This is a genomic window from Pseudomonas rhizophila (genome assembly GCF_003033885.1).
In the GTDB taxonomy this organism is placed as follows: domain Bacteria; phylum Pseudomonadota; class Gammaproteobacteria; order Pseudomonadales; family Pseudomonadaceae; genus Aquipseudomonas; species Aquipseudomonas rhizophila.
Map to the genome: position 1 here is coordinate 2,962,660 of NZ_CP024081.1, position 23,689 is coordinate 2,986,348.

A 23,689-nucleotide genomic window follows, 5' to 3' on the forward strand; every position below is an offset into this window, starting at 1 on the left:
TTAACCGTCGATTAACCCGGCGACGATCGGCAGGTAGCAATGATCGCCCATGTTTGCCGTACTCGTCGCATAATGTCGGCTTAATCGGCCGGCGGCCTAATGTACCTTTTTCCACGGGGCTTACCATGCACGTACTGGTCTGCGAAGACGATGAGTTGATCGCCAGCGGGATCGTCGCCGGGCTCACGGCCCAGGGCCTGACCGTCGAACACGTCGCCACGGCGTCGGCGGCGCGGGCGATGGTTGGCGTGGCCCGGTTCGACGTCATGGTGCTGGACCTGGGGCTGCCCGACGAGGACGGCCTTAAATTGTTGCGCCAATTGCGCCAGCAAGGTCTGGAAATACCGGTGCTGATCCTCACCGCCCGGGACTCGGTGACCGACCGGGTCGACGGCTTGCAGGCCGGTGCCGATGATTATCTGCTCAAACCCTTTGATCTGCGTGAACTCGCGGCGCGCCTGCACACCTTGCTACGGCGCGTGGCGGGGCGCAGCGTCAATCTGATCGAGCACGGCCGCCTGACCTACGACCCCAGCAGCCGGGAAACCACCCTCGGCGGACAGCCGGTGGACCTTTCCCGGCGTGAGCAGTCATTGCTGCAGGCGCTGTTGCACAGTCGCGGTCGGGTCCTGTCCACCGAGCAACTCAAGGACAGTGTCTACGGGTTCAATGACGAACTGGAAAGCAACGCCCTCAACGTCCATATCCATCACCTGCGGCGCAAGCTCGGCAATGGCATTGTCGAGACGGTCCGCGGGCTGGGTTATCGGCTGGGCCCGGCCGACGACGGGGAGTCCTCCAAGTGATGAGTCTGCGATTGCGCCTGAGCCTGACCCTCGGCGCGGCCTTCGCCCTGATCTGGGCCCTGGCGGCGGCGTGGATGCTCAGTGATCTGCGCAACCAGATGATGTTTTCCCTTGACCAGCGGCTGGTGGCTTCGGCGCGGATGGTCGCCGGGCTGCTGGAACAGATGCCATTGCCCAGCAAAGGGGAAGGCACGCACCTGAAAACCGAGCAGGTGAGCATTCCGGGGGGCATGGCTTGCCAGGTCAGCTCCTTGCGGGGGGAGATCCTGGCCCGCAGCCATGGCACCCCAGACCAAACCCTGGAAGCCGAGAAGCTGGGCTTTCACGACCAGATGATCGACGGCGCGCCCTGGCGCAGTTTCACCCTGGCCCGAGGGGATTTGCGCATCACCACCGCCGACCGCCAGATCGAACGCGAAGCCTTGAACATGTCGGTGCTGTTGGCGGCCTCGGTGCCGGTCGGCGTGGCGCTGCTGGGCTGCCTGTGCCTGTTATGGCTGGGCATTGGCCAGGGCCTGGCGCCGCTCAATCGCATGCGCGATGCATTGATGCGACGCAATGCCGACTCCCTGGAGCCGTTGCAGATCCATCCGCTGCCCAGCGAACTGCGGCCGTTGCTTGAGACCCAGAACCAGCTGTTCCAGCGGATCGGCAAGACCATTGAGCGCGAGCGCCGGCTGACCGGCGATGCCGCCCATGAACTGCGCAGCCCATTGACGGCCATCAAGACTCACCTGCAAGTGGCGCGCATGACCGAAGGCGTCGCCCGCGATCAGTCCCTGGCCCGGGCCGAGGAGGGCGCCGACCGCTTGCACCGCACCCTCGAACAGTTGTTGCTGCTGGCCCGGGTCGAGGGCAGCCTGTCGTTCGACGATGGCGTGCAATGCAACGCCGAGCAAGTGGCGCGACTGGCGATCCAGGATGCGACCGGCGGCGCTCCCCAGCGGATCAAGTTGCACTTGGCACCCGGGGTGTCCGACGCGCCGGTGCAAATGCCGGCGGTGCTTTCCATCGCCGCCTTGCGCAATCTGCTGGACAACGCCTTGCGGCATACGCCGGACGGGACCGAGGTGCAATTGAGCCTGGAAATGATTGGCCAGCGCGTACGCTTCCAGGTTCGCGATCATGGTCCCGGCATTGACGCCGACGATATCCAGTACCTGACCCAGCGCTTCTGGCGCAACGGCCAGAGCACCGGCTGCGGACTGGGGTTGGCGATTGTCCAGGCCATCGTCCAGCGTTGTGGTTGCGGTCTGCATTTCGACAGCCGTCCGGACGGATTGCGGGTTGAATTGACGATGCCTGTACAGGTGGGTTAACCCAGGTCTACCGGGGAGCTGCATACATCCGTTGTAACGACCTGCCATTGGCGCACCCACCTCATCCGGGGCTATGTTTTTCTCAGCTCGACTCAAGGACTGAGGAACACCGCGCCATGGAACCACTCATTGAAATCAGCACCGCCACCCCCAGCGATGCCGGCATCATCAGCCGGATCGCCGAACGCTCCATCCGCCTCGGATGTGCCGCCGAACACCGTAACGACCCGCGCATCGTGGCAGCCTGGACACGCCACAACACCCTTGCCCACCTACAGCCCTTACTGCTCGACCCAAGGTTGCGCCTGACCCTGGCGCGTTTGCAGGGGCGGCTGGTGGGCACCGCCATGGCCTCGGTTTCAGGACGAATCGCGTTCTGCTATGTGCAACCGGAATGGTTTCGCCGCGGTGCCGGGCGAGCGCTGGTACGGGACATCGAGGCGTGGTTGCGCGGTCGCGGGGTCGTCCAGGCGACCCTCAACAGCACACGCAGCAGCCACGGGTTCTATCGACACCTGGGGTTCAGGCAAAGCGCCGAGGCGTTCGCCATCGGCGGTGTCACCGCCATTGCCATGCACAAGCCACTGGTCGAGCCTGCGGGGGAAAGTTCGATTCCAGAGTAAATCCTTGCCGCGCCGGTGCGTTTCCACAACAGGAAACCTGCACGTGCGCCCCGACCGGATGCGCACCTGCCCGGTGTGCCATTTGGGTCACTACTACAGTGTATTGCGGGGTCGAGAGATGTCAGTCGCCAATAGTCTTATCGAAGCACAGCCGGCGCGGGTCAGTTGCGCGCCGACCGAGACGCTCTACCAATTCAACGAGTCGCCGCTGCTGGCCCGCCAGAGCCGGCAGGAGTCCAATGCCCGCAGCTATCCACGGCGCATTCCCTTGGCCCTCAAGCGCGCCAGGGGTTTGTATGTCGAGGACGTCGAGGGTCGCACTTTCATCGACTGCCTGGCCGGGGCCGGCACCCTGGCCCTGGGGCATAACCATCCGGTGGTGATCGAGGCGATCCAGCAGGTGCTGAGCGATGAGTTGCCTTTGCATACCCTGGACCTGACCACGCCGGTCAAGGACCGCTTCGTCCAGGACCTGTTCGGCCTGTTGCCGGCAGACCTTGCCGCCGAGGCGAAGATCCAATTCTGCGGCCCCACCGGCACTGATGCGGTGGAAGCCGCTCTCAAACTGGTGCGCACGGCCACCGGGCGCAGCACCGTGTTGTCGTTTCAGGGCGGTTATCACGGCATGAGCCAGGGGGCGCTGAGCCTGATGGGCAGCCTGGGACCGAAGAAACCCTTGGGCGCCTTGCTCGGTAACGGTGTGCAATTCATGCCTTACCCCTACGATTACCGCTGTCCGTTCGGTTTGGGCGGTGCCTCGGGGGTGAAGGCCAATCTGCATTATCTGGAAAACCTGCTGACCGACCCCGAGGCCGGCGTGCAATTGCCGGCGGCGGTGATCGTCGAGGTGGTGCAGGGCGAGGGCGGGGTCATACCGGCCGATCTGGATTGGTTGCGCGGGTTGCGGCGCATCACCGAGCAGGCGGGCGTGGCGTTGATTGTCGACGAGATCCAGAGTGGTTTTGGCCGCACCGGTAAAATGTTCGCGTTCGAACACGCCGGCATCATTCCAGACGTGGTGGTGCTGTCCAAGGCCATCGGCGGCAGTCTGCCGCTGGCGGTGGTGGTTTATCGCGATTGGCTCGACACCTGGCTGCCGGGAGCCCATGCCGGGACCTTCCGTGGCAATCAAATGGCCATGGCTGCCGGTTCCGCGGTGATGCGTTATCTGGTGGAACACAACCTGCCGGCCCACGCCAGCGCCATGGGCGATCGCTTGAGCGAACACCTGCACGTCCTGCAGCGGGATTTTGCGCAACTGGGCGATATCCGTGGACGCGGGCTGATGCTTGGCGTCGAACTGGTTGACCCGGCCGGAATGCCGGATGCCTTGGGCCACCCGCCGGTAGATGCGCGCTTGGCGCCACGGTTGCAACGTGAATGCCTCAAACGCGGGTTGATCCTGGAGTTGGGTGGCCGGCAGGGCGGCGTGGTGCGTTTCCTGCCGCCGCTGACCATCACAGCGACGGAGATCGACCGGGTTGCCGAGATTTTCGGACGCGCCTTGAAGGCTGCCGTTGCCCAAGCCTAATTTTCACCCGGCTCCAAACGTTCCTTTCATACCCTGGCTGCGCATGCGCCGCAGTGAACCTCGAACAAAGATGGAGAGACACCCATGACTTCAGTATTCGACCGCGAGGACATCGTCTTTCAGGTCGTGGTCAACCACGAAGAACAGTATTCGATCTGGCCTGAGTACAAAGCCATCCCCGAAGGTTGGCGTGCGGTTGGCAAAAGCGGCTTCAAAAAGGACTGCCTGGCCTACATCGAAGAAGTCTGGACCGACATGCGTCCCTTGAGCCTGCGCAAGAAAATGGATGAGCAGGTGGCGGTAGTCCATTAATGCAGAGCATGTAAGGACGCCTCAACCCCTGTGGGAGCGAGCCTGCTCGCGATAGCGGTGGATCAGCGACATTAATGTTGGCTGGCACTCCGCTATCGCGAGCAGGCTCGCTCCCACAGGGTTTTGTGTTGTTGCGGGTTACTTGAACCGCCGCTCCACCCCTTTCTCCACCAGGATCTTCGCCGAAATCTCTTCCACGGAAAAATGCGTGGAGTTGATGTGGGGAATGTTCTCCCGCCGGAACAGGTTTTCTACCTCGCGCACTTCGAATTCGCACTGGGCGTAGCTCGAATAGCGGCTGTTGGGCTTGCGCTCGTTGCGGATCGCGGTGAGGCGATCCGGATCGATGGTCAGGCCGAACAGCTTGTGCTGGTGGGCGCGCAGGGCGCTGGGCAGTTGCAGGCGCTCCATGTCGTCCTCGGTCAGCGGATAGTTGGCCGCGCGGATACCAAATTGCATCGCCATGTACAGGCACGTCGGCGTCTTACCACAGCGCGACACACCCACTAGGATCAAATCGGCCTTGTCGTAATAATGCGTACGGGCGCCATCATCGTTGTCCAGGGCGAAGTTGACCGCCTCGATGCGCTCCATGTAGTTGGAGTTATGACCAATGGAATGGGACTTGCCGACCGAGTAGGAGGAATGCTCGCTCAGCTCCTGCTCCAGAGGCGCCAGGAAGGTGGAAAAAATGTCGATCATGAAACCATTGGACGTTGCGAGAATCTCACGGATGTCCTGATTGACGATGGTATCGAAGATAATCGGGCGGAAACCGTCGGTTTCGGCGGCTTTATTGATTTGCTGTACCATGGCCCGCGCCTTGTCGACACTGTCGATGTACGGACGTATGAATTTGGCGAAGGTAATGTTTTCGAATTGCGCCAACAGGCTTTGGCCCAGTGTTTCGGCTGTAATGCCGGTGCCGTCGGAGATAAAGAAAGCAGATCGTTTCATTTGCGCCTTGGGCCCTAGTGAGCTAGTGACGATTCTTGGATATGATAGGCGCGATTTGCCGGCCGCCAGTGGCCCGCATTCTCACTTATTTTCCAGGTCCAGGCCATATCGCCGGTATTAGCTCCCCTGGAGCCACCGGTGCCTTGAGCTTTTCCAACACAGTTAGTGGAGAGATCACCTTGGTAGAGTACGTAGTTTCCCTCGATAAGCTCGGCGTCCATGATGTAGAGCATGTGGGGGGCAAGAACGCATCCCTGGGCGAGATGATCAGTAACCTCGCCGGTGCCGGCGTATCGGTGCCAGGTGGCTTCGCCACGACGGCTCAGGCTTATCGTGACTTTCTGGAACTGAGCGGCCTGAACAAACAGATCCACGACGCGCTCGATGCCCTGGACGTCGATGACGTCAACGCCTTGGCCAAGACCGGCGCCCAGATCCGCCAATGGATCATGGAAGCCGAGTTTCCCGAGAAGCTGAACGCCGAAATTCGCACCGCCTTCGCCAAACTGTCCGAAGGCAATCCCGACGTTGCCGTCGCCGTGCGCTCCTCGGCCACCGCCGAAGACCTGCCGGATGCCTCCTTCGCCGGCCAGCAGGAAACCTTCCTGAATATCCGTGGCGTGGAAAACGTCATCCGTGCCGCCAAGGAAGTCTTCGCTTCCCTTTTCAATGACCGTGCCATTTCCTACCGTGTGCATCAGGGCTTCGACCACAAACTGGTCGCCCTGTCTGCCGGTGTGCAGCGCATGGTCCGCTCCGAAACCGGCACCGCCGGGGTAATGTTCACCCTCGACACCGAGTCGGGTTTCCGTGACGTGGTGTTCATCACTGGCGCCTACGGCCTGGGTGAAACCGTCGTACAAGGCGCGGTGAACCCGGATGAGTTCTATGTCCATAAAGGCACACTGGAAGCCGGTCGTCCGGCCATCCTGCGCCGTAACCTGGGCAGCAAGGCCATCAAAATGATTTACGGCGACGAAGCCAAAGCCGGTCGTTCGGTCAAGACCGTCGACGTGGACAAGGCCGAGCGCGCGCGCTTCTGCCTGAGCGACGCCGAAGTCAGCGAGCTGGCCAAGCAGGCGATGATCATCGAGAAGCACTACAAGTGCCCGATGGACATCGAATGGGCCAAGGACGGTGACGACGGCAAGCTGTATATCGTGCAGGCCCGTCCGGAAACCGTGAAGAGCCGTACCCAGGCCAATGTCATGGAGCGCTATCTGCTCAAGGAAACCGGCACCGTGCTGGTGGAAGGCCGTGCCATCGGCCAGCGCATCGGCGCCGGCAAGGTGCGGATCATCAAGGACGTCTCGGAGATGGATAAGGTCCAGGCCGGCGATGTGCTGGTTTCCGACATGACCGACCCGGATTGGGAACCGGTGATGAAGCGCGCCAGCGCCATCGTCACCAACCGCGGCGGACGTACCTGCCACGCGGCGATCATCGCCCGTGAACTGGGCATTCCGGCTGTGGTCGGTTGCGGCAACGCCACTCAGTTGCTCAAGGACGGCCAGGGCGTCACCGTGTCCTGCGCCGAAGGCGATACCGGCTATATCTTCGAAGGCGAACTGGGCTTCGACATCAAGAAGAACTCCGTGGACGCCATGCCGGACCTGCCGTTCAAGATCATGATGAACGTCGGCAACCCGGATCGCGCCTTCGACTTCGCGCAACTGCCGAACGCGGGTGTGGGCCTGGCCCGCCTGGAATTCATCATCAACCGCATGATTGGCGTGCACCCCAAGGCGTTGCTGAACTACGACGGCTTGCCGCCGGAGATCAAGGACAGCGTCGACAAGCGCATTGCCGGTTACAACGATCCGGTCGGTTTCTACGTCGAGAAACTGGTGGAGGGCATCAGCACCCTGGCGGCTGCGTTCTGGCCGAAAAAGGTCATCGTGCGCCTGTCGGACTTCAAGTCCAACGAATACGCCAACCTGATTGGCGGCAAGCTCTACGAGCCGGAAGAAGAAAACCCGATGCTGGGTTTCCGAGGCGCTTCGCGTTACATCAGCGAATCGTTCCGTGACTGCTTCGAACTCGAGTGCCGCGCCCTCAAGCGTGTGCGCAACGAGATGGGCCTGACCAACGTCGAGATCATGGTGCCGTTCGTGCGCACCCTGGGCGAAGCGAGCCAGGTTGTCGACCTGTTGGCGGAAAACGGCCTGGCCCGTGGTGATAACGGCCTGCGCGTGATCATGATGTGCGAGCTGCCGTCCAACGCGATCCTCGCTGAAGAATTCCTTGAATTCTTCGACGGTTTCTCCATCGGCTCCAACGACCTGACCCAGCTGACCCTGGGCCTGGACCGTGACTCCGGCATCATCGCGCACCTGTTCGACGAGCGGAACCCGGCGGTCAAGAAGCTGCTGGCCAATGCCATTGCCGCCTGCAACAAGGCCGGCAAGTACATCGGCATCTGCGGTCAGGGCCCTTCGGACCACCCGGACCTGGCTAAGTGGCTGATGGAGCAGGGCATCGAAAGCGTTTCGTTGAACCCCGACTCCGTGCTGGAGACCTGGTTCTTCCTGGCTGAAGGTCAGGCTGCGGTCTGATCGAGTGAAGGGGCCTCACCGGCTGATGTCAGTCGGTGAGCGCAGCCCTTGTGGGAGCGAGCCTGCTCGCGATGGCGGAGTGTCAGTCAACGTTGATTTGCTGATCCACCGCCATCGCGAGCAGGCTCGCTCCCACAGGTTGCGCGGCAGCCCCTTTTGATTGAAGTAGGGCGGGCTCCAGGCGGATGCCGCCCTTTTTTGTGCAAGAGCATTATGCAAAGCAGCAGCAACCTTTTTCCTGTCGCCCTGATCAGCGCCGAGCGGCGTGGTGATCTGAGCGAAGACGTCTATCGTCTGAAGCCCGGCAACAGCCCGGACTACAGCGTTGAACTGGCCGTCACCCGACTGGGCATGGCCGACGGCAGCGAGGTTCGCGGCGTTCCCGTGATCCTGCTGCACGGCAGTTTTTCCAACCGGCGCTTCTGGTATTCGCCTAAGGGCCTGGGACTGGGGGCCTATCTTGCGCGGCTGGGCTTTGACGTGTGGATTCCCGAAATGCGCGGTCATGGCCTGTCCCAGCGCAATCACGATTACCGCAAGAACCGCGTGGCCGATTACGCTCGTTACGACCTGCCGGCCATCGGCGCCTTTGTGCGTGAGCAGAGCGGGCAGGTGCCGCACTGGATCGGCCATTCTTTGGGCGGCATCACCCTGGCGGCGGCCTTGGGCGGTCACTATCTGGGCGAGCCGGCGGTGGCTTCGGCGGCGTTTTTTGGCACCCAGGTCAGCCGCACTTATTGGCCGCTGAAGATCCCGCCGGTGGAATGGAGCGGACGTTTCATTCTCAAGCGTTTTGCCCAGTTGTCCGGTTCGCGGCTCAAGCGCGGCCCGGAGGACGAGCCCATCGGCCTGGCGCTGGAGAGCATGCGCTGGTATGGCCTGTTCGGGCGTTTTGGTGATGCGCAGAAGAACTGGTGGGCGGGGCTGGCCGATGTGCAGGTGCCGATACTGGCGGTGAGCGCGGCCGGCGACCAGCAGGATCCGACCTGGGCTTGCCGCAAACTCTTCGAGCAGGTCGGCTCTGCGCACAAGCAGTTTGTCTGCCTGGGCCGGGAGCAGGGCTTTACCGACGATTTCGGCCATGTCGAGATGCTGGTCAGCAAAGCGGCCCATGCTGAGGTCTGGCCGCTGGTGGCGCGTTGGCTGGCAGATCAGCATGCACCGCTACTGGCGGATCCATCCAGGCTGGCCGAAGCGGTTTGAAGCGAAGGCTCTGACAAGGGCATTTCGCTCTTGTCGGCTTGCGGCTAAGATATGACGCGATACGCGGTTCCGGTCACAAACGGTTGCTCACTCAGCCTGACGTTCCAGCCTTTACAGGAGTTGTTCAATGAACCATTACCTCACGCCCGACCTGTGCGACGCCTACCCGGAGTTGGTGCAAGTGTTGGAGCCGATGTTCAGCAATTTCGGTGGCCGCGATTCCTTCGGCGGCGAAATCGTGACCATCAAGTGCTTCGAGGACAACTCCCTGGTCAAGGAGCAGGTGGAACTCAAGGGCAACGGCAAAGTGTTGGTGGTCGATGGCGGCGGCTCACTGCGCCGGGCATTGCTGGGTGACATGCTGGCCGAAAAAGCCGCGAAAAACGGCTGGGAAGGGCTGGTGATTTACGGTTGCATCCGCGACGTCGACGTCATCGCCCAGACAGACCTTGGTGTCCAGGCCCTGGCCAGCCATCCGATGAAAACCGACAAGCGTGGCATCGGCGATCTCAATGTCGCGGTGACCTTTGCCGGCGTGACGTTTCGTCCAGGCGAGTATGTCTATGCGGACAACAACGGCGTGATTGTGTCGCCCAGCCCGCTGAAAATGCCTGAATGAAGCGTCAAAGCCATAAGGGATGAGGATGTTCGAGGAAGAAAACGCGCAATGGGGGCTGGTGCATGCCCTGGTGCTGGACGGTAATGGTGGCGCGCGTTCGATAGCCCGGACAGAACTCGACGATTTGCAGTTACAGGCCCACGAAAGCTTGTGGCTGCACTGGGATCGCAGTCATCCGCAAACCCACACCTGGCTGCGCAAGTCCAGTGGCCTGAGCGAATTCAACTGCGACCTGCTGCTGGAGGAGAACACCCGGCCGCGCCTGTTGCCGCTGCCCAACGCCGAACTGCTGCTGTTTCTGCGCGGCGTCAACCTCAATCCGGGCGCAGAACCGGAGGACATGGTGTCGGTGCGGATCTTCGCGTCCCCCCAGCGAGTGATCTCCCTGCGCCTGCGTCCGTTGCGCGCCACCGATGAACTGTTGACGCAACTGGCCGAGGGCGAGGGGCCAAGGACTGCGTCGGAACTCATCCTTTATATGGCGCAGTACCTGACCAACAAGGTGCAGGATCTGGTCACCCAGCTCTCGGAAATCGTCGATAGCGAAGAAGAAAAGATTGATACCGACGAACGGTATACCCCCGAGCATGATGCCATTTTGCACATTCGCAGAAGGGCGGCCGGGCTGAAGCGGTTCCTGGCCCCCCAGCGGGATATTTTCGGCCAGATGACACGGCTCAAACTGCCGTGGTTTGTCGAGGATGATGGCGATTACTGGAATGAATTGAACAACAGCCTGACCCGCTACCTCGAAGAGCTGGAATTGACCCGAGAGCGCGTGGGGCTTGTGCTGGAGGCCGAGGACCGGCGTCTGTCGGTGCGTATGAATCGCACCATGTACCGCTTCGGCATCATCACCGGGATTTTTCTGCCGATGAGTTTTCTCACCGGTCTTTTGGGCATCAACGTCGGCGGTATTCCGTTCTCCGAAAGCCCTTATGGCTTCCTGGTTGCATGCCTGTTGATGGTCGGCGTGGCCCTCGGTCAGTGGTGGCTGTTCCGCCGTTTGCGCTGGGTTTGACGGGGCGCCATGTGACCTGCCGAAATTTGATCGCGTCTTTCACAGACATCACGAGAGGTGCGTATGCACGATCCGTTTGAACAGTCTTTGCGCGACATGCTCAAGGCTTCGCCGTCCAGCCGGGACGACGATGCATGCCTGGGACGTGTACTGAAAACCGCCAACCGCCAGGTTGGCGCCGGCGATCTGTTCAGCCTGCTGGGCCGCTGGTTGCCCGCGCTGATGATCGCCCTGAATAACGGGTCGGCCCACGTTTCGCCGGTTTCCCGTCGTAAACCTGTTACTCGCACCGCTGATAAGGCTGATTGAATATGGAACTTGATCTCTGGACCCAGAGCCTCGTCACGGCAATGACCGCGTTGTGGACCAAGGTGGCTAATTTCATCCCCAACCTCTTCGGCGCCCTGGTGGTGCTGTTGTTGGGGTTCGTGGTGGCCAAGCTGCTGGACACCCTGCTTTCAAAACTGCTCGCCAAATTGGGGCTCGACCGCCTGATGGGCGGCACCGGCCTGACCAAGCTGCTGTCGCGCGGTGGCATTCAGGTTCCGATCTCGACCTTGGTCGGCAAGATCGTCTACTGGTTCGTTCTGCTGATTTTCCTGGTTTCTGCCGCTGAATCCCTGGGCCTTGAGCGAGTTTCAGCTACGCTCGATATGCTAGCGCTGTATTTGCCGAAGGTTTTCGGTGCCGCGCTGGTATTGCTGGTGGGCGTTCTGCTGGCGCAATTGGCCAACGGGCTGGTGCGCGGCGCGGCCGAAGGTGTCGGGCTTGACTACGCCCAGGGCTTGGGGCGAATTGCCCAGGGCCTGGTGATCATCATCAGTATTTCGGTCGCGATCAGCCAGTTGGAGGTCAAGACTGACCTGCTCAACCATGTGATCGTCATCGTATTGATTACCGTTGGTCTGGCGGTTGCGCTGGCAATGGGGTTGGGAAGCCGGGAAATCGCCGGCCAGATTCTTGCGGGAATCTATGTGCGTGAATTGTATGAGGTTGGGCAACAAGTGCGTGTTGGCGAGGTCGAAGGCCAGATCGAAGAGATCGGCACGGTGAAGACCACATTGCTGACCGAGGAGGGTGAATTGGTATCGCTCTCCAATCGGATCCTACTGGAACAGCATGTGAGTAGCCGCTAACCCGGCAAACCCTGCTAATGTATGCCGCCGCAAAATGCCCGTTAACGCAGGCTGCGGCGCACATTGACCTAGACTGTCGGCCCGACTTGTTTTGAACAAACCCCAATCGCTATCCACGCGCTACGACCCCCGTGATCTCTCCGATGAGGAGTTGGTCGCGCGCGCGCATACGGAACTTTTCCACGTAACGCGTGCTTACGAAGAATTGATGCGCCGTTACCAGAGAACATTATTTAACGTTTGTGCGCGTTATCTGGGGAACGATCGTGATGCTGACGATGTCTGTCAGGAGGTGATGTTGAAGGTGCTGTATGGCCTGAAGAACTTCGAGGGGAAATCGAAGTTCAAGACATGGCTCTATAGCATCACGTACAACGAATGCATCACGCAGTACCGCAAGGAACGGCGAAAGCGTCGCTTGATGGATGCTTTGAGCCTGGATCCTCTGGAGGAAGCGTCTGAAGAAAAGGCGCCCAAACCAGAGGAAAAGGGTGGGCTGGATCGCTGGCTTGTCCATGTGAACCCGATCGACCGGGAAATTCTGGTGCTACGATTTGTCGCAGAGCTGGAATTCCAAGAGATCGCAGACATAATGCACATGGGGTTGAGCGCGACAAAAATGCGTTACAAGCGCGCTCTTGATAAATTGCGTGAGAAATTTGCGGGTATTGCTGAAACTTAGTTCGGCGCAAATATCTCTTACGTGTAGGCAAGTTCTGATAGACTTGTCGCCGAGTTGTCCCCCGGTTTGCGGGACTGCTTTACAATCACCAGATGGGGATTTAACGGATGAAACTGAAAAACACCTTGGGCTTTGCCATTGGTTCTTTGATTGCTGCCACTTCGTTCGGCGCTCTGGCACAAGGCCAAGGCGCAGTTGAAATCGAAGGCTTCGCCAAGAAAGAAATGTTCGACAGCGCTCGCGACTTCAAGAACAACGGCAACCTGTTCGGCGGCTCGATTGGTTACTTCCTGACCGACGACGTAGAACTGCGTCTGGCCTACGACGAAGTGCACAACGCACGTGCCGAAGACGGTCGTAACATCAAGGGCTCCAACACCGCTCTGGACGCTCTGTACCACTTCAACAACCCAGGCGACATGCTGCGTCCTTACGTATCGGCTGGTTTCTCCGATCAGAGCATCGGTCAGAACGGCCGTAGCGGTCGCAACGGCTCCACCTTCGCCAACGTTGGCGGCGGTGCCAAGCTGTACTTCACTGACAACTTCTACGCCCGTGCCGGCGTTGAAGCTCAGTACAACATCGACCAGGGCGACACCGAGTGGGCTCCAAGCGTCGGTATCGGTGTGAACTTCGGTGGCGGCTCCAAGCCTGCTGCTGCTCCAGTTCCAGCTCCGGCTGAAGTCTGCTCCGACAGCGACAACGATGGCGTGTGCGACAACGTCGACAAGTGCCCTGACACCCCAGCCAACGTAACCGTTGACGCTGATGGCTGCCCAGCTGTTGCTGAAGTCGTACGTGTTGAGCTGGACGTCAAGTTCGACTTCGACAAGGCGGTCGTTAAAGATAACAGCTACGGCGACATCAAGAACCTGGCTGATTTCATGAAGCAGTACCCATCCACCACCACTACTGTTGAAGGTCACACTGACTCCGTCGGTCCTGACGCTTACAACCAGGCTCTGTCCGAGCGTCGTGCAAACGCCGTTAAGCAAGTCCTGACCAACCAGTACGGTGTTGAATCGTCCCGCGTTCAGTCTGTTGGCTACGGCGAATCCCGCCCAGTTGCCGACAACGCTACTGACGCTGGCCGTGCTGTTAACCGTCGCGTAGAAGCGCAGGTTGAAGCCGAAGCTAAGTAATTAGCCCACAGCTTTGGAAAAGCCCGGCTTAGGCCGGGCTTTTCTTTGCCTGCGATTTATGAAAATCAGGGGCGGGGCTGGAGAAACACAAAAAACTGTGGGAGCGAGCCTGCTCGCGATGGCGGTGTGTCAGTCAGCATCAATGTTGCTGATCCACCGCCATCGCGAGCAGGCTCGCTCCCACAGGTTTGCTGGTGTCTGTGCTATAGCGCCGAAGCCTGGACCCAGGCCGGTTGCGCGCCTGCCAGCTCAGCAGCTCTGGCCACCTCGCCAATCACCAGGATCGCCGGGCTCTTGAGTTGAAATGCGCCTGCATCGGCCTCCATCGAGGTCAGGTCACTGCGACAGTCGCGCTGATGGGGCAGAGAGGCATTTTCAATCATCGCCACCGGCGTGTCCGCCGCCAGGCCTCCGGCCAGCAGTTGCTCGCGGATCTCGCTCAGTTTCGCCACCCCCATGTACACCACCAAGGTGGTCCCGCTTTGTGCCAGGGCTTGCCAGTTCAGGCTGCTACCGTCCTGGGTGTGGGCGGTGACCAGCGTCACGCCCCGGGCAATCCCACGCAGCGTCAGCGGAATATCACATTGCGTCGCACCCGCGAGGCCGGCCGTAATGCCATTGACCAGTTCCACTTCGACGCCATGCTCGCGCAGCCACTGCGCCTCTTCGCCGCCCCGGCCGAAGATGCACGGGTCGCCGCCCTTGAGGCGTACCACGCATTTGCCCTGACGGGCATAACGCAGCATCAGCCGATGGATAAAAGCCTGTGGCGTGGAACGGCATCCGCCGCGCTTGCCGACGGCGATGATCCGCGCGCCAGGGCAGTGCTCCAGCACTGCATCGTTGACCAGATCGTCGATCAACACCACGTCGGCTTCGCCCAAGGCGCGCACGGCTTTGAGGGTCAGCAATTCAGGGTCGCCAGGACCTGCACCCACCAGCCAGACTTTTGCGTTCATAGTGTTTTCCTCACGAGACAGCGGCCACCGGTTGCGCGGTGGCAACCAGCAGGCGTTTGATTTCCGGTACACAGGAGCCGCATTGCGTGCCGCAGCCCAGTTCCTGTTTCAGCCCCTGCAAGTCCAGGCCACGTTCAATGCCGGCGCAGATCGCACGCTGGCTGACGTTCATGCAGTTGCACAGTGTTTTGCTGCCGCCAACGGCGGCGCCGGCATTGCCTGGTGGGGCGCTCAAAGGCGCCAGCAGCCAGCGCCGCAACTGCTCATCGGCGCGGCCTTCCAGCCAGAGGTTTTGCAGCCAGTGGCGGGCCAGGGTTTCGCCGGCCAGGCGAATGGCGGTGATGCGACCGTTCTCGATTCGCACCCGTTTACCGATGGAACGACGCGGGTCGTCATAGGCCAGTACCGGCCCTTCGATCAGCCCCAATTGCTCGTCGATCGCCTGCAGCAACTGCGGTTCGGGGGCGACGGCGCTGGCCGCGCGAATCAGCAACGCGGGACGTTCGCGCCCAGTCAGGCTCAGGCTGACGTAGGCAAACGCCTCACACAGTGGTCGCAAAGTCTCCAAGTGCTGTTGAACATCGCCTTCGACCAGGGCGAAAAGCTGCCAGGGCAGGTTCACCGGTTCCAGGCGCACGCCGCTGTGTTTGAGTTCCGGCTGTTTTGACAGAGGGTCGAAGGCCGGTTGAGTCAGGGTATTGACCCCACCCTTGAGAAAGCGATCGCCCCAGTGCATGGGCAGAAACGCCTGCCCGGGGCGCACGCTGTCGTCGCTGTCCACCGCCACGATCACGGCGCCACGACGGCTCTTGAGGCTGACCAGGTCGCCGGCTTGCAGGCGATGGCGAAGCAGTTCGTCAGGGTGCAGGCTGAGCACGGCTTCGTTCACATGACCGAACAATTGCGCGGCGGTGCCGGTGCGGCTCATGCCATGCCATTGGTCCCGCAGTCGACCCGTGTTGAGGGTCAATGGGTAGCGGGCGTCGCGCAACTCTTTGGCGGCGCGATACGGTTCTGCGACAAACCGCGCGCGGCCATTGTCGGTAGGAAAAATCCCGTCCAGATACAGGCGCGGTGTTCCGCTGCTGGCGCCTTGCGGGAAGGGCCATTGCTGAGGACCGAGTTGATCGATCAGGGCATGGCTGATACCGGACAAGTCCAGGTCGCGGCCACGGGTCAGTTGCTTGTATTCATCGAACAACTGGGCCGGGGTTTCAAAGGCGAACAGGCTGGGTTGACCCGGGCGCAGGCGTTTCTCCAGGCGTTGGGCGAAATCCACGGTAATTGCCCAGTCCGGCCGTGCCTCACCCGGTGCGGCAATCGCCCGGCGGACGTGGGAAATACGCCGTTCAGAATTGGTCACCGACCCTTCTTTCTCGCCCCAACTGGCCGCTGGCAGCAGCAGGTCGGCAAACGCGGCGGTTTCGGTGGTCCGGAAGGCCTCTTGCAGCACCACGAATGGACAGGCTTGCAGGGCTTCCCGGACCGCCGTCTGGTCAGGCATCGACTGCGCGGGGTTGGTGCAGGCAATCCACAGTGCCTTGATCTTGCCACTGCGAACCTGTTCGAACAGTTCGATGGCGCTCAAACCCGTGGTCGCGGGCAATTGCTCAACACCCCAGTAGCGAGCGACTTCGGCGCGATGTTCGGCGTTGGCGGCGTCGCGATGACCCGGCAGCAGGTTCGACAAGCTACCGGTTTCCCGACCGCCCATGGCATTGGGCTGACCGGTCAGCGAGAAGGGCCCGGCGCCCGGCCGGCCGATTTGGCCGGTGGCCAGGTGCAGGTTGATCAACGCGCTGTTCTTCGCACTGCCGGCGGTGGACTGATTCAAGCCCATGCACCACAACGACAGGAAGCTGGGCGACGTGCCGACCCATTCGGCGCACTGGTGCAGTTGCTCGACGCTGATGCCGCAGATCTGGGCGACCATGGCCGGGGTGTAGTCGCGCACCAGGTTCTTGAGGTCCGCCAGGCCTTCGGTGTGGGCCTTGATGAAGCCGCGGTCGACCCAGTCTTCCCACAACAACAGGTGCAAAATCCCATGGAACAAGGCGACATCGGTGCCCGGCAGGATCGCCAGATGCAGGTCGGCAAGGTCGCAGGTGTCGGTACGCCGTGGGTCGATGACGATGATTTTCATCTGTGGTCGGCGGGACTTGGCGTCCTCGAGGCGGCGAAACAGGATCGGATGGGCGTAGGCCATGTTACTGCCGACAATCATCACACAGTCGCTCAGCTCCAGGTCTTCATAGCTGCAGGGCGGGGCGTCGGCACCGAGGCTGCGCTTGTAACCCACCACCGCCGAGGACATGCACAGCCGGGAATTGCTGTCGATGTTGTTGGTGCCCACCAGTGCCCGGGCGAGTTTGTTGAAGGCGTAGTAGTCCTCGGTCAGCAGTTGCCCGGAGATGTAGAACGCCACGCTGTCGGGGCCGTGTTCGGCGATGGTATCGGCGAAGATGCTGGCCGCGTGATCCAGCGCGCTGTCCCAATCGGTGCGGGCGCGGGACAGGCCCTTGCCCAAGCGCAGTTCGGGATACAAGGCGCGCGCGGCGAGGTCGCCGGTCAGGTGCAGGGTCGAACCCTTGCTGCACAGTTTGCCAAAGTTGGCCGGGTGAGCGGGATCGCCACTGACGCCGAGGATACGCTCGTCGTCATGTTCGATCAGCACGCCGCAACCGACCCCGCAATAACAGCAGGTCGAGGCGGTGGTTTGACGGCTCATCAGCTTGCTTCCCGCAATGCCAGCATCACCCGGCCGTTTTCGACCCGCGCCGCATGATGATGAGCGCAACCCACATCCGGGGCCTGAGCCTGGCCGGTTTCCAGGTCGATCTGCCAGTTGTGCAGCGGGCAGGCCACGCGCTTGCCATAGATCAACCCCTGGGACAGCGGGCCACCCTTGTGCGGGCAGCGGTCATCGAGTGCGAAAACCTCATCGTCGCTGGTACGAAAAATCGCGATATCGCCTTTCGGGCCATTGATGATGCGCGAGCCCAGGGCGTTGATCTCTTCCAGTGCGCAGATATCCAGCCAGTTCATGCCGGTACCTCCAGGTTTTTCACGGTGATGACTTCAAACTCTTTCTTCAGCTGGGGCTGTTCCAGGCGTTCTTTCCATGGGTCCTGTTCCAACGACAGGGAGAACTTCAGGCGGTCATGCAAGGCTTTGCGTCGTTGCGGATCTTCAAGTACTGCTTTCTTGATGTGCTCCATGCCGACCCGTTGCATGTAGTGCACGGTGCGTTCGAGGTAGAAGGCTTCTTCGCGGTACAACTGCAGGAATGCGCCGTTGTATTCGCGCACTTCTTCGGCGGTCTTGAGTTTGACGAAGAATTCGGCGACCTCAGTCTTGATCCCGCCGTTACCGCCGATGTACATCTCCCAGCCGGAATCGACGCCGATAATGCCGACATCTTTGATGCCCGCTTCCGAGCAGTTGCGGGGGCAACCGGAAACGGCCAGCTTCACTTTGTGGGGCGACCACATGTTGAAGAGGTCGTGCTCCAGCTCGATTCCCAATTGGGTGGAGTTCTGCGTGCCAAAACGGCAGAATTCGCTGCCTACGCAGGTTTTTACGGTGCGGATGGATTTGCCATAAGCGTGGCCGGACGGCATGTCCAGGTCTTTCCAGACTCCGGGTAGATCCTGCTTTTTGATCCCTAGCAAGTCGATACGCTGGCCGCCGGTGACCTTGACCATCGGCACGTTGTATTTGTCGGCCACATCGGCAATGCGCCGCAACTCAGACGGATTGGTCACGCCACCCCACATCCGCGGGACGACGGAGTAAGTGCCATCTTTCTGGATGTTGGCGTGGGCACGCTCGTTGATCAGGCGCGACTGCGGATCGTCGTGCGCTTCGCCGGGCCAGGTGGAAATCAGGTAGTAGTTGAGCGCCGGGCGGCAGGTGGCGCAGCCGTTTGGGGTGCGCCAGTTCAGGTAGCTCATGGTTGCGGCGATGGTCAGCAGATGCTGGTCGCGGATCGCCTGGCGAATCTGCCCATGGTTGAGATCGCTGCAACCGCAGATGGCTTTTTCGCTTTTCGGTTTGACGTCCGCCGCGCCGCCCACGGTGTTGATCAGGATCTGCTCCACCAAACCGGCGCAGGAGCCACAGGAACTGGCGGCCTTGGTGTGTTTTTTCACATCATCGACGCTGAACAGCCCATGCTCCTGGATCGCCTTGACGATGGTGCCCTTGCACACGCCGTTGCAGCCGCAGACTTCGGCGGTGTCGGCCATGTTCATGGCTTTGTCCTGGCCCTGGTGTCCTACGTCTCCCAGGGCGTTTTCCCCAAACATCAGGTGATCGCGGATCTCGCTGATGGTGTGGTTCTCACGGATCTGACGGAAATACCAGCCACCGTCTGCCGTATCGCCGTACAGACAGGCGCCGACCAGCACGTCATCCTTGATCACCAGTTTTTTGTAGACGCCACCAATCGGGTCGGAAAGGGTGATGGTCTCGGTGCCTTCGCCGCCCATGAAGTCCCCGGCGGAGAACAGGTCGATGCCGGTGACTTTGAGTTTGGTCGAGGTCACTGACCCCTTGTAGGTGGCGAAGCCCAGTTGCGCGAGGTGGTTGGCACAGACCTTGGCTTGCTCGAACAGCGGTGCCACCAGGCCGTAGGCGGTTCCACGGTGGCTGGCGCATTCACCGATGGCATAGATGCGCGGGTCGTAGGTTTGCATCGTGTCGTTGACCAGAATCCCGCGGTTGCAAGGGATGCCGGACTTTTCCGCCAGTTCGGTATTGGGGCGGATACCGGCGGCCATCACCACCAGATCGGCCGGGATGATGTCACCGTTTTTGAATTGCACCGAGCCGACCCGGCCATTGCCGGCGTCGTGCAGGGCTTGCGTTTGTTCGCTCAGGCGGAATTTCAGCCCGCGATTTTCCAGGGCGGTTTGCAGCAACTGACCGCTGGTCTTGTCCAGCTGACGCTCCAGCAGCCATTCACCCAGGTGCACCACTGTCACGTCCATGCCCCGCAGTTTCAAGCCGTTGGCGGCTTCCAGGCCGAGCAGCCCGCCGCCGATCACCACGGCGTGTTTGTGGGTCTTGGCGGTGTTGATCATCGCCTGGGTGTCGGCGATGTCGCGGTAGCCGATGACGCCATCCAGGGTGTTGCCGGGGATCGGCAGGATGAATGGCGTGGAGCCTGTGGCGATCAGCAGACGGTCGTATTCGGCTTCGCTGCCGTCCTCGGCGATGACCCGGCGCTTGACTCGGTCGATCTCCACGACCTTGCGGTTGAGCAGCAGCTTGATGTTGTTGTCCAGGTACCAGCTCAGGTCGTTGAGCACGATCTCTTCAAACGTCTGCTCGCCGGCGAGCACGGGCGAGAGCAGGATTCGGTTGTAGTTGGTATGAGGCTCGGCGCCGAACACCGTGATGTCGTATAGCTCATTGCTCAGCTTGAGCAGTTCTTCAAGGGTTCGAACCCCGGCCATGCCGTTGCCGATCATCACCAGTTTGAGTTTCTTCATCAGGGTTCTCCACAAGCTCAGGCCCGGTTCATCACGGTGCTCGGACTGGCTCGATACTTTTACGAAAACAAAAAAAGGCGTCCCGCTAGTTGCCTAGCGAGGACGCCTTTGTCCTTGTCCCGTTCTCTCGGGAAGCACCGCCCTCATCGTTGGAGGCGTTGCTTTATGTATGGTGAGAGAGGTTATGCAGTGGTTGTGCCAACTGGCTTGAGGGCGCGGATTTATTGGAGGGGAGGCGGGTTGTGCGGATTGGAGCGGGATTTATTGCACCGAATCAAAGCGTGTTGCCCGGTATTGGAGCGTCCCGCAGGCGCAGTTGCAGGGACCATCAGGCCGCCATCGCGAGCAGGCTCGCTCCCACATTGGATCTGCGGTGGACACAAAACCTGTGGGAGCGAGCCTGCTCGCGATAGACGCGACTGGGTTTCAGCCATGAAACGCTAAATACAGCAGCACCAGATTCACCACCAAAGACACCAGCGCCAATGTGCGCCAAACCTTCAGCGGCTCCCTTTCCAGTAGCGGCCGAGGCCTGACGCCCAAGCTGCGCCGTTCACCCTGTTCCAGCAGCAACAGCCATTCCTCGGCGGTTTCAAACCGTTGCCCAGGATCCGCCGCCACGGCACGCTCCAGGCTTTGCCCAAGCCATTCGGCCAGGTCCGGTCGATAGCGATGGGCACTGACCGGTATGCCAAAGCGCGGTCGCTGGAACGCCTCGATTTCGCCGTAGGGATAGTGTCCGGTGAGCAGGAAATACAAAGTCACGCCGACCGCATACAAGTCTTGTTGCGCCGTCGGCGGCGCACCCCCGAAGGCTTCCGGGGCGATATAGCTGGGCGTGCCGGGCAGCACGTTGGCCTGGTCTTCGGACAATCCCGGGCAGTACGCCAGGCCGAAATCCAGCAAGCGCAGTTCCCCATCCTCGCCCAGGTGCAGGTTCTCCGGCTTGATATCGCGGTGAAAGATCTGTCTTCGATGCAACAGGCCCACCGCGTGCACCAGCCGCTGCGCCAGATCCTGCCACTGGGGCAGAGGCAACGGGCCGCCCTGGTTGAACAGCTCGGCCAGGGTCTTGCCCGAATATTCCCGCATGACGTAGTACAAATGCTGACGCTGGGCAACGCCGTGGACTTCCGGAAACTGCCTCCCGGCGACCCGCCTGAGGAACCACTCTTCCGACAGCAACGACTGCCCGGCCTGAGTATCGTCCCGTAGATGCCCCGGCAAGGTTTTCAGCAACCACGGTTGGCCCTGGCCATCGTGTACCCGGTAGAGCAACGATTGCTGGCTCTGGCCGAGCAGGCTTTCGATCTGCCAGCCCTCGAACACTTGCCCCGGTTTCAATGCCGGGGGAAGGGGCCATTGCTGTAACTGGGCCAGCGCATCGCCTATGCTCGCTTCACCCACCGCATCGACCCGCACCAGCAGTGCGCTGGCGTTGTCCTGGCTGCCGGCCAGGTGCGCAGCGTTGACCAGGGTTTGCGCGGCAATGTCCAGGTCCGGCTGGTCGCGAAGGATACCGGCGATGGCCGTGTCCCCCAGAACCGCCCAGACGCCATCGCTGAGCAGTACGAAGGTCTCGTCGGCGCGCAGTTCGCCATCGAGGAAGTCCAGGATCAGGTGCTGATCCAGCCCCAGGGCACGCTTGAGCACGTGCTGCATGCCCTGTTGTTCCCAGACGTGATCCTCACTGACCCGCTGCAGATGATTGTCGTGCCAGCGGTAGACCCGGCAATCGCCCACGTGGGCCAGGGTGAAGCGCCGGCCCCGCAGGACCAGCGCGCTGACGGTGGTGAGCAGCGGTTGCCCGCCACCGTTGGCTTGCAGCCAGCGATTCTGTGCCAATAACAGCCGGTCCAGCGCTTGGGCCACACCCCAGGTTTGCGGCGTGGAATAGTAGTCCAGGGCCAGGGCCTGCAAGGTCGAACGGGCGGCCAGCCCGCCATCGGCGCATTGGCTCACACCGTCGGCGATGGCGAACAGGTACCCCTTGCTCGCGGCCAGGGCCGGCGCCGGGGTCACCAGGCGCAGGGCGTCCTGGTTTTCTTCCCGAGGGCCAATGGCACTGGCTTCGGCAAAACTCAGTTGCAGGCTCATGGAGGCTATTTATACCCGAGCCGCGGTGACAGCGGCCGAACCCCAGGTGGTCCTCCAGCGACGCTTGACGCCGTACAGGCCGAACCAAGCCAGGACGCCGAGGCTGGCGAACAACCACAGTGCCAGTTGATAGCTGCCGGTGCTTTGCTTGATCGCGCCCATGCCTGCCGCCAGGGCGAAACCGCCGATGCCGCCGGCCATGCCGATCAATCCGGTCATCACGCCGATCTCGCGACGGAAGCGTTGTGGCACCAGTTGGAATACCGCGCCGTTGCCCGCACCCAAACCGAGCATGGTGCAGACGAACAGGGCCAGGGCCGCGTAGGAGCTTGGCAGATTGAAGCCCACTGCCGCGATGCAGACAGCGGCCACGGTGTACATGCCCAACAGGGTGCGAATGCCACCGAAACGATCCGCCAGGGCGCCGCCCAGTGGACGCATCAGGCTGCCCCCGAAGACGCAAGCGGCGGTGTAGTAACCGGCGGTCACCGGGCTCAGGCCGTACTGGTCGTTGAAGTAGCCGGGCAGTGCGCTGGCCAGGCCGATGAAGCCGCCGAAGGTGACGCTATAGAAGAACATGAACCACCAGCTGTCCCGGTCGCCCAAGGCCTTGAGGTAGTCGCCCATGGATTTGGCTTTTGGCCGCTCGGGAGCGTTCTTGGCCAGCCAGGCGAAGAGGATCAGGGTCACGATCAGCGGGATCAGCGCGAAACCGAACACGTTGCTCCAGCCGAATGCCACTGCCATTACCGGTGCGATCAGCGCAGCCAGTACGGTGCCCGAGTTACCAGCGCCGGCAATGCCCATGGCCTTGCCCTGGTGCTGTGGCGGATACCACTGGGAGGCCAGCGGCAGGGCCACGGCGAATGACGCACCGGCCACGCCGAGGAACAGCCCCAGCAGCAAGGCTTGTTCGTAGCTGTGGATGCCCAGTTTCCAGGCACAGAACAGTGCACCGATCACAATCACCTGACCGACCATACCGGCGGTTTTCGGTGAAATCCGGTCGGCCAGCAGGCCCATGAACAAGCGCAGTACGGCACCGGCCAGGATCGGCGTAGCCACCATCAGGCCGCGTTGCTGGGTGGTCAGGTGCAGGTCGGCAGAGATCTGCACCGCCAGTGGACCGAGCAGGTACCAGACCATGAAACTCAGGTCGAAATAGAGGAAGGCCGCGAACAGTGTCGGGGTGTGGCCGGATTTCCAGAAGCTTGAATTCATCGCGCACCTCA

20 protein-coding genes are annotated in these 23,689 nt (G+C 61.3%); 13 read left to right on the forward strand and 7 right to left on the reverse strand.

The genetic code is table 11. The annotated features are described in order from the left end of the window. The first annotated feature begins 125 nt into the window (after positions 1-125). The 5 genes from CRX69_RS13920 (at position 126) to CRX69_RS13940 (ending at position 4,591) form a co-directional block, all read left to right on the forward strand. On the forward strand, positions 126-806 hold the full coding sequence (locus CRX69_RS13920; protein WP_047227135.1) for a response regulator: 681 nt from the start codon (positions 126-128) through the stop codon (positions 804-806). Further along, a complete protein-coding gene (locus CRX69_RS13925; RefSeq protein ID WP_107322189.1) occupies positions 803-2,125 on the forward strand; it encodes an ATP-binding protein in 1,323 nt (440 codons plus the stop codon). The genes CRX69_RS13920 and CRX69_RS13925 overlap by 4 nt, the downstream gene beginning before the upstream one ends. Before the next feature lie 116 nt (positions 2,126-2,241). Beyond that, positions 2,242-2,748, forward strand: a complete 507-nt coding sequence (locus CRX69_RS13930; protein ID WP_107322190.1) for a GNAT family N-acetyltransferase — start codon at positions 2,242-2,244, stop codon at positions 2,746-2,748. A gap of 118 nt (positions 2,749-2,866) precedes the next feature. After that, on the forward strand, positions 2,867-4,279 hold the full coding sequence (locus tag CRX69_RS13935) for an aspartate aminotransferase family protein (RefSeq protein WP_047227280.1): 1,413 nt from the start codon (positions 2,867-2,869) through the stop codon (positions 4,277-4,279). A gap of 84 nt (positions 4,280-4,363) precedes the next feature. Further along, positions 4,364-4,591, forward strand: coding sequence for an MbtH family protein (locus CRX69_RS13940; RefSeq protein WP_047227138.1), 228 nt, complete (start codon positions 4,364-4,366; stop codon positions 4,589-4,591). A 138-nt stretch (positions 4,592-4,729) separates the two neighbouring features. On the opposite strand, the gene ppsR is transcribed toward CRX69_RS13940, so the two are convergent. Continuing rightward, complete coding sequence (ppsR, locus tag CRX69_RS13945) at positions 4,730-5,548, reverse strand: posphoenolpyruvate synthetase regulatory kinase/phosphorylase PpsR (RefSeq protein ID WP_003199510.1); 819 nt, start codon at positions 5,546-5,548, stop codon at positions 4,730-4,732. A gap of 179 nt (positions 5,549-5,727) precedes the next feature. Between ppsR and ppsA the strand changes: the two genes are divergently transcribed. From ppsA to CRX69_RS13990, 8 genes are all read left to right on the forward strand, one after another. Next, a complete protein-coding gene (gene ppsA / locus CRX69_RS13955) occupies positions 5,728-8,103 on the forward strand; it encodes a phosphoenolpyruvate synthase (RefSeq protein WP_047227140.1) in 2,376 nt (791 codons plus the stop codon). Positions 8,104-8,316: 213 nt separating this feature from the next. Beyond that, complete coding sequence (locus tag CRX69_RS13960; RefSeq protein ID WP_047227141.1) at positions 8,317-9,306, forward strand: alpha/beta fold hydrolase; 990 nt, start codon at positions 8,317-8,319, stop codon at positions 9,304-9,306. Between the two features lie 127 nt (positions 9,307-9,433). Then, positions 9,434-9,925: a ribonuclease E activity regulator RraA gene (rraA, locus tag CRX69_RS13965; RefSeq protein ID WP_047227142.1), complete on the forward strand. Its 492-nt coding sequence runs from the start codon at positions 9,434-9,436 to the stop codon at positions 9,923-9,925. A gap of 25 nt (positions 9,926-9,950) precedes the next feature. Continuing rightward, positions 9,951-10,946 (forward strand): zinc transporter ZntB, encoded by a 996-nt coding sequence (locus CRX69_RS13970; protein ID WP_047227143.1) that lies wholly within the window; start codon positions 9,951-9,953, stop codon positions 10,944-10,946. A 63-nt stretch (positions 10,947-11,009) separates the two neighbouring features. Further along, positions 11,010-11,255: a hypothetical protein gene (locus tag CRX69_RS13975; protein WP_014337331.1), complete on the forward strand. Its 246-nt coding sequence runs from the start codon at positions 11,010-11,012 to the stop codon at positions 11,253-11,255. Positions 11,256-11,257: 2 nt separating this feature from the next. Further along, positions 11,258-12,082, forward strand: a complete 825-nt coding sequence (locus CRX69_RS13980; protein WP_047227144.1) for a mechanosensitive ion channel family protein — start codon at positions 11,258-11,260, stop codon at positions 12,080-12,082. A gap of 91 nt (positions 12,083-12,173) precedes the next feature. Continuing rightward, positions 12,174-12,764: an RNA polymerase sigma factor SigX gene (sigX, locus tag CRX69_RS13985; protein WP_042729583.1), complete on the forward strand. Its 591-nt coding sequence runs from the start codon at positions 12,174-12,176 to the stop codon at positions 12,762-12,764. Positions 12,765-12,871: 107 nt separating this feature from the next. Continuing rightward, entirely contained in the window at positions 12,872-13,906 is a 1,035-nt protein-coding gene (locus CRX69_RS13990; protein ID WP_047227145.1) for an OmpA family protein, read from the forward strand. 203 nt (positions 13,907-14,109) lie between these two features. Here the strand turns inward: CRX69_RS13990 and cobA are convergent, their stop codons facing one another. From cobA to CRX69_RS14020, 6 genes are all read right to left on the reverse strand, one after another. Beyond that, entirely contained in the window at positions 14,110-14,865 is a 756-nt protein-coding gene (gene cobA, locus CRX69_RS13995; protein WP_047227146.1) for a uroporphyrinogen-III C-methyltransferase, read from the reverse strand. A 10-nt stretch (positions 14,866-14,875) separates the two neighbouring features. Continuing rightward, positions 14,876-17,593 (reverse strand): nitrate reductase, encoded by a 2,718-nt coding sequence (locus CRX69_RS14000; RefSeq protein WP_107322191.1) that lies wholly within the window; start codon positions 17,591-17,593, stop codon positions 14,876-14,878. Further along, positions 17,593-17,910 (reverse strand): nitrite reductase small subunit NirD, encoded by a 318-nt coding sequence (gene nirD / locus CRX69_RS14005; RefSeq protein WP_047227148.1) that lies wholly within the window; start codon positions 17,908-17,910, stop codon positions 17,593-17,595. The genes CRX69_RS14000 and nirD overlap by 1 nt, the downstream gene beginning before the upstream one ends. Further along, entirely contained in the window at positions 17,907-20,360 is a 2,454-nt protein-coding gene (gene nirB, locus CRX69_RS14010; protein WP_047227149.1) for a nitrite reductase large subunit NirB, read from the reverse strand. Before nirB ends, nirD begins: the two co-directional genes overlap by 4 nt. Positions 20,361-20,786: 426 nt before the next feature. Beyond that, positions 20,787-22,457 carry a bifunctional protein-serine/threonine kinase/phosphatase gene (locus tag CRX69_RS14015; protein ID WP_047227150.1) on the reverse strand — a complete coding sequence of 557 codons (1,671 nt, stop codon included), beginning with the start codon at positions 22,455-22,457 and terminating at the stop codon, positions 20,787-20,789. 9 nt (positions 22,458-22,466) lie between these two features. Further along, entirely contained in the window at positions 22,467-23,678 is a 1,212-nt protein-coding gene (locus CRX69_RS14020) for a nitrate/nitrite transporter (protein ID WP_047227151.1), read from the reverse strand. Positions 23,679-23,689 lie beyond the last annotated feature (11 nt).